This window comes from Prosthecobacter sp. (assembly GCF_046154365.1).
Classification (GTDB): domain Bacteria; phylum Verrucomicrobiota; class Verrucomicrobiia; order Verrucomicrobiales; family Verrucomicrobiaceae; genus Prosthecobacter.
Genome location: NZ_JBJXFV010000108.1, coordinates 1 through 4191, shown reverse-complemented (window position 1 = coordinate 4191; position 4191 = coordinate 1). Strand labels below are relative to the sequence as shown.

General features: G+C 59.7%; 1 protein-coding gene and 1 pseudogene. Both read right to left on the bottom strand.

What is annotated here, in order from left to right:
- Nucleotides 1–5: 5 nt before the first annotated feature.
- Nucleotides 6–2471, bottom strand: a complete 2466-nt coding sequence (locus ACKVY0_RS14135) for a DUF1592 domain-containing protein (RefSeq protein ID WP_409215476.1) — start codon at nt 2469–2471, stop codon at nt 6–8.
- Nucleotides 2472–2566: 95 nt separating this feature from the next.
- Nucleotides 2567–3769, bottom strand: a pseudogene (locus ACKVY0_RS14130) (DUF1552 domain-containing protein).
- Nucleotides 3770–4191: the final 422 nt, after the last annotated feature.

Genomic DNA, 4191 nt, shown 5'->3' with positions numbered 1-4191 from the left:
TGAATTCAGTTGTTTGCGAAGGACTCGCTGAGCACCACGGCTCGGACAAGATCCTTGAATCCGCCTTTGTTGGACGAGAGGTCTTTCATGATACCGTCGATCACGGCGCGGTCGGCTAACGCAGGCTCGCGGCCGAGGGCGTAGGTCATGAGTTTCTCCGTGAGCGAGCGGGTGAACTGCTCGTGACGCGCGATGAGCAGGCTGCGGAAGCCAGTGATATTGGTGAACTTCTCGCCGGTTGGGAGCACACCGCTGGGATCGATCTTGTTGTTCTTCGAATAGTCCGTTCTCCAGCCGCCGATGGCGTCGAAGTTCTCCAACGCGAAGCCGAAGGGGTCGATCTTGCGATGGCACGAGGCGCAGGTTTCGTTCGCGCGATGTTTGGCGAGTTGCTCGCGGATCGTGGTGGCTCCGCTGGCGTCGGGTTCGATGAGGGGCACATCGGGCGGCGGTGGCGGTGGGGTGTAGCCGAGGAGTTTCTGTTGCACATAAACGCCGCGCACGACGGGCGAGGTGTCCACACCGTTGGCCGAGGCGGTGAGGAACGAGGCGTGTCCGAGCAGGCCGCCGCGCACGCCTTTGGGCAGCGACACTTGGCGAAGCTCAACACCTTTCACCGGTGGCAGGTCGTAGTGCAGCGCGAGTTCGCGATTCAAGAATGTGTAGTCGGCGGCGAGGAATTCTCGCGGCGGCAAGTTCTTGTCGAGAATGTGGCGGAAGAACGTTTCGGTCTCGGCGCGCATGGCAGCGTCGATGTTGTCGCGGAAGAAGCTGACGAAGTCGGTGGAAACCGGCATCTCGCCGATGTGGTCGAGGTTCAGCCAAAGCCGAATGAAGTTCTGCACAAAGCGCTGCGACTTCGGGTCGGCCAACATGCGATCCACCTGCTCGCCCAGCACTGCCGGCTCGTGCAATTTGCCAGCAGCGGCGAGTTGCATCAGCGTCTGATCCGGCATGGAGGACCAGAAGAAATACGACAGGCGCGAAGCCAGCGCGTAGTCTTCGAGCTTGCCGCTGCCTTCATGCAAATGCAGGAAGGCGGGCGAGCAGAGTATGGATTGAAAGCCGAGTTGAAGCGCATCCAGCGGCTTCATTCCGGCACCGAGCTTGGCTGTGACCAACTTCTCGATGGGTGCTAATTCTCCGGGACGCAATGGGCGACGAAAGGCCGCTTCGGCGAAGACGCGCAGTCGTTCGGGGATGTTGGCGCGACTGATCTGATTCGCGACGAGTTTGCCATACAGCCCGGTGTGACCGGGCGTCGGCCATTGATCGAGTTGCGGACCTTCGACCTGCATTTCCCAAATGCGGAGCTTCGGACCGCGATAGGCCTTGAGCATCGCCTCAGCGAGTTCGCCCTTTCCCAGCTTCAGCTTTGCAACCGCTTCCAGTTCGGGATGTCCTTTGGCGTACCGATTCAATTTGAACGCCAATGCCTTGGCCGCAGGCGCGCCATTGCGAAAGCGGACCTCCGGTTCCTCACCCCGATCGAGATCGACGGTCCACTCAAACCACTGCGGCTTGTCGCTGGTGAGTTCCACCAGCGCAAGTGTGCGTTGCGTGGTGATGTTGCCTGTGCTCTCGACGCTCCCCTCGCGAGTCACCGCGGCGAGTTCCATCACGATCGGATCGCCGTTGCGGAAGTCCGTCAGGAAGTCATAGGAATGCGTGCGGTCGATGGCCGCAGCCTGGATGCGGATGGTGTAACGCCCGCTCTGCGGTGCGCCGCCGCGCGCCAGCGGCTCGAAGCCGATGTGCCCGCCGCGATAATGCCGCGCCTGGAGATCGTCGTAGCCCTTGTCCGAAATCCAGCGGTAGCGATCTGTGCGAAAGAGCTTGGGCAGGTCATTGCTTTTCCTGCCTTCGAAGTAGAACGGCGACTTCTGCGCATAGCTTTTGTTCTCGGGTTTCGGACCAAAGGCAGTCGCCCGCCGGATCGCCTCCTCGGCGGCGACAAAGTAGTGATCGAGCAACATGCCGGACGTCACCTGCACGGCGCTGTTGTTGTCGAAGCCATCGGCACGAACCTCGGGCGGGAAATCAGCCACAGGATTCCATCCAGCGACATTCAAACCCAGCAGATCACCGATCGTGTGACGGTATTCAAAGCTGTTGAGCCGTCGCAGCACGGTATGGCTGCCTGCGCCTTTGAAACGCTGCGTGGCATCGGCCAGGGATTGAGTGATCGCATCGACCGCCGCGAGCAGCTCGGTCTTCGACGGCTGCTTCTCTTTTTTCGGCGGCATCTCACCGAGATTCAATTGATCGAGAATCTCCTGCCACAGCAGAGCCTCATCCGGCGTCGTGATTTCATTCGTGAGTTTGTCGAATCGCCGGTCTCCGCTCTGTTTGTCGGGACCGTGGCACTTGATGCAGTGCGACTTGAGGAAGACTGATTGATCGGCGGCGAGCAGCGTTGGTGGTAGCAACGTCAGCATTAAGAGCAGCGTGAAGCGAGGGAGATTTGTCATTAGTTATTTGTCATTTCTCATTTGCTATTGGAGCGAAGTAGGGTGGGACCAGCGCAGCGCCGGCCCACCATTTGTGTGCGATGGTGGGCCTACCATTACCGCAATTCCATCCCCGAAAACGTCCCCGTGCTGCGTCCGAATCGTTCACGTTCCACCCCAAACCACTGGAGCGTCGAGAGCCACAGATTCGACAACTGAATCCGTTTGCGTTCCTCCGCCGGGCAGACGAGATGGCCTTGATGCTTGAGGCCACCACCCGCGAGCAGCACCGGCAAATCACGATTCGAATGGTTCGAAGCATTGCCCATGCCGCTGCCGATCACCACGAGCGTGCTGTCCATCAATCCCGCTTCCTTCAACTTCCCAAACAAGTGCGTGAACTGTGTCATCAAATACTTCTCCACGATCTGTAACTGGGTCAGCAGGCCCTCCTGCTTGCTGTGGTGCGACAGCCCGTGATAGCTGCCGACGTCGAGCTCGGTGGTGTGGAATCCTAGCGGGACTTCAAAGGTGGCCACGCGTGTCGAATCGGTTTGCAGCGCGAGCGTCATCAAATCCATGAACAGCGGAATCTCCTCGATCTGTAGTCGCTCTTCGTCCTTGATAGCGTCGATGGGCGACTTTGGCTTCGGCTTGCCCAGCCATGCCTCAGACATTTGCAACCGACGCTCCACGTCGCGAACCGATGTCAGATACTGATCGAGCTTGCTGCGATCCGCCGCATCGAGAGTCCCTCCCAATTGCTTCGCCGATTCGCGCAAGGCGTCGAGCACACTGGCTCGGTTCGACAACCGTTCGCGCTCCGTCGCATTCGCGCCGGCGTTGGCCTCAACAAACAACGCTTCAAACAGACGAGCGGGATTAGTCACCGGAGGCAGACGCACGCCCGCCCGGTTCCAGCACATGTCCGTGCCCTCGCCCAATCCCGCGGTGATCGATGGATACCGAGTCGCCGCGCCGACATGCTCCGCAGCCACTTAGTCGATCGAAATGTTCTTCTCCGGAAAGCCCGCTGCCTCTTCCTTCTTCACGCCCGTCAGAAACGAATGCACCGCGCCGTGCCCGCCCTTCGCGTCGTGATCGAGATGAGAGAAGACGGTGAAATCCCCCCGATGCGCCTGCAACGGTGCCAGCGTCTTGCTGATCGCGTACTCGCGCCCTGCCGCCGTCGGAAAGAATCCGCCCGGCCAGAAGCCGAGATGATTGCCGATGCAAATCAGACGTCGCGGATCGGTCTTCGGAGCCGCAGCCACGAAGCCGACATTGAGGCTTTCAAAAGCTGGAAGTGCGAGCGCCATTCCGAGTCCACGCAAGAAATGACGACGGTCGATGAAGGGAAATCGTTGTGTTTTCATGGGATTCCAGGAATTCCGTTTGAGTTGGGATCGGACGCGAGGAGGACTGAGCGCGAGCGGGTTTGCCATGTTTGAGCACTCCGTCATTCGCGTTGTAGCGAGTGAGCGGCAAGGCGCTAGCCGCCGGTTTCGAACCGATGCGGAACCCGCGGCTAGCGCCTTGCGGCTCACATCAACATGATTAGCAACGACCCCTATTGTTCGATCGTCAAAGTGAAATCGTTAAGGCACAAGCAATGACACGCGCACGTCATCCAAATAATGCGGGGCCGTCCGCGCGGCCTTGTCCGGTGTGCGTGCTCCGAAAAAAAGCACCAAGCTGCGAGCGGCGCGGGGCACTTGAATCCTCACGGAAAACGTCTGCC

Coding starts and splice junctions, on each gene's coding strand:
- ACKVY0_RS14135 (WP_409215476.1), bottom strand. CDS start 2,471: ATGACAAATCTCCCTCGCTTCACGCTGCTCTTAATGCTGACGTTGCTA.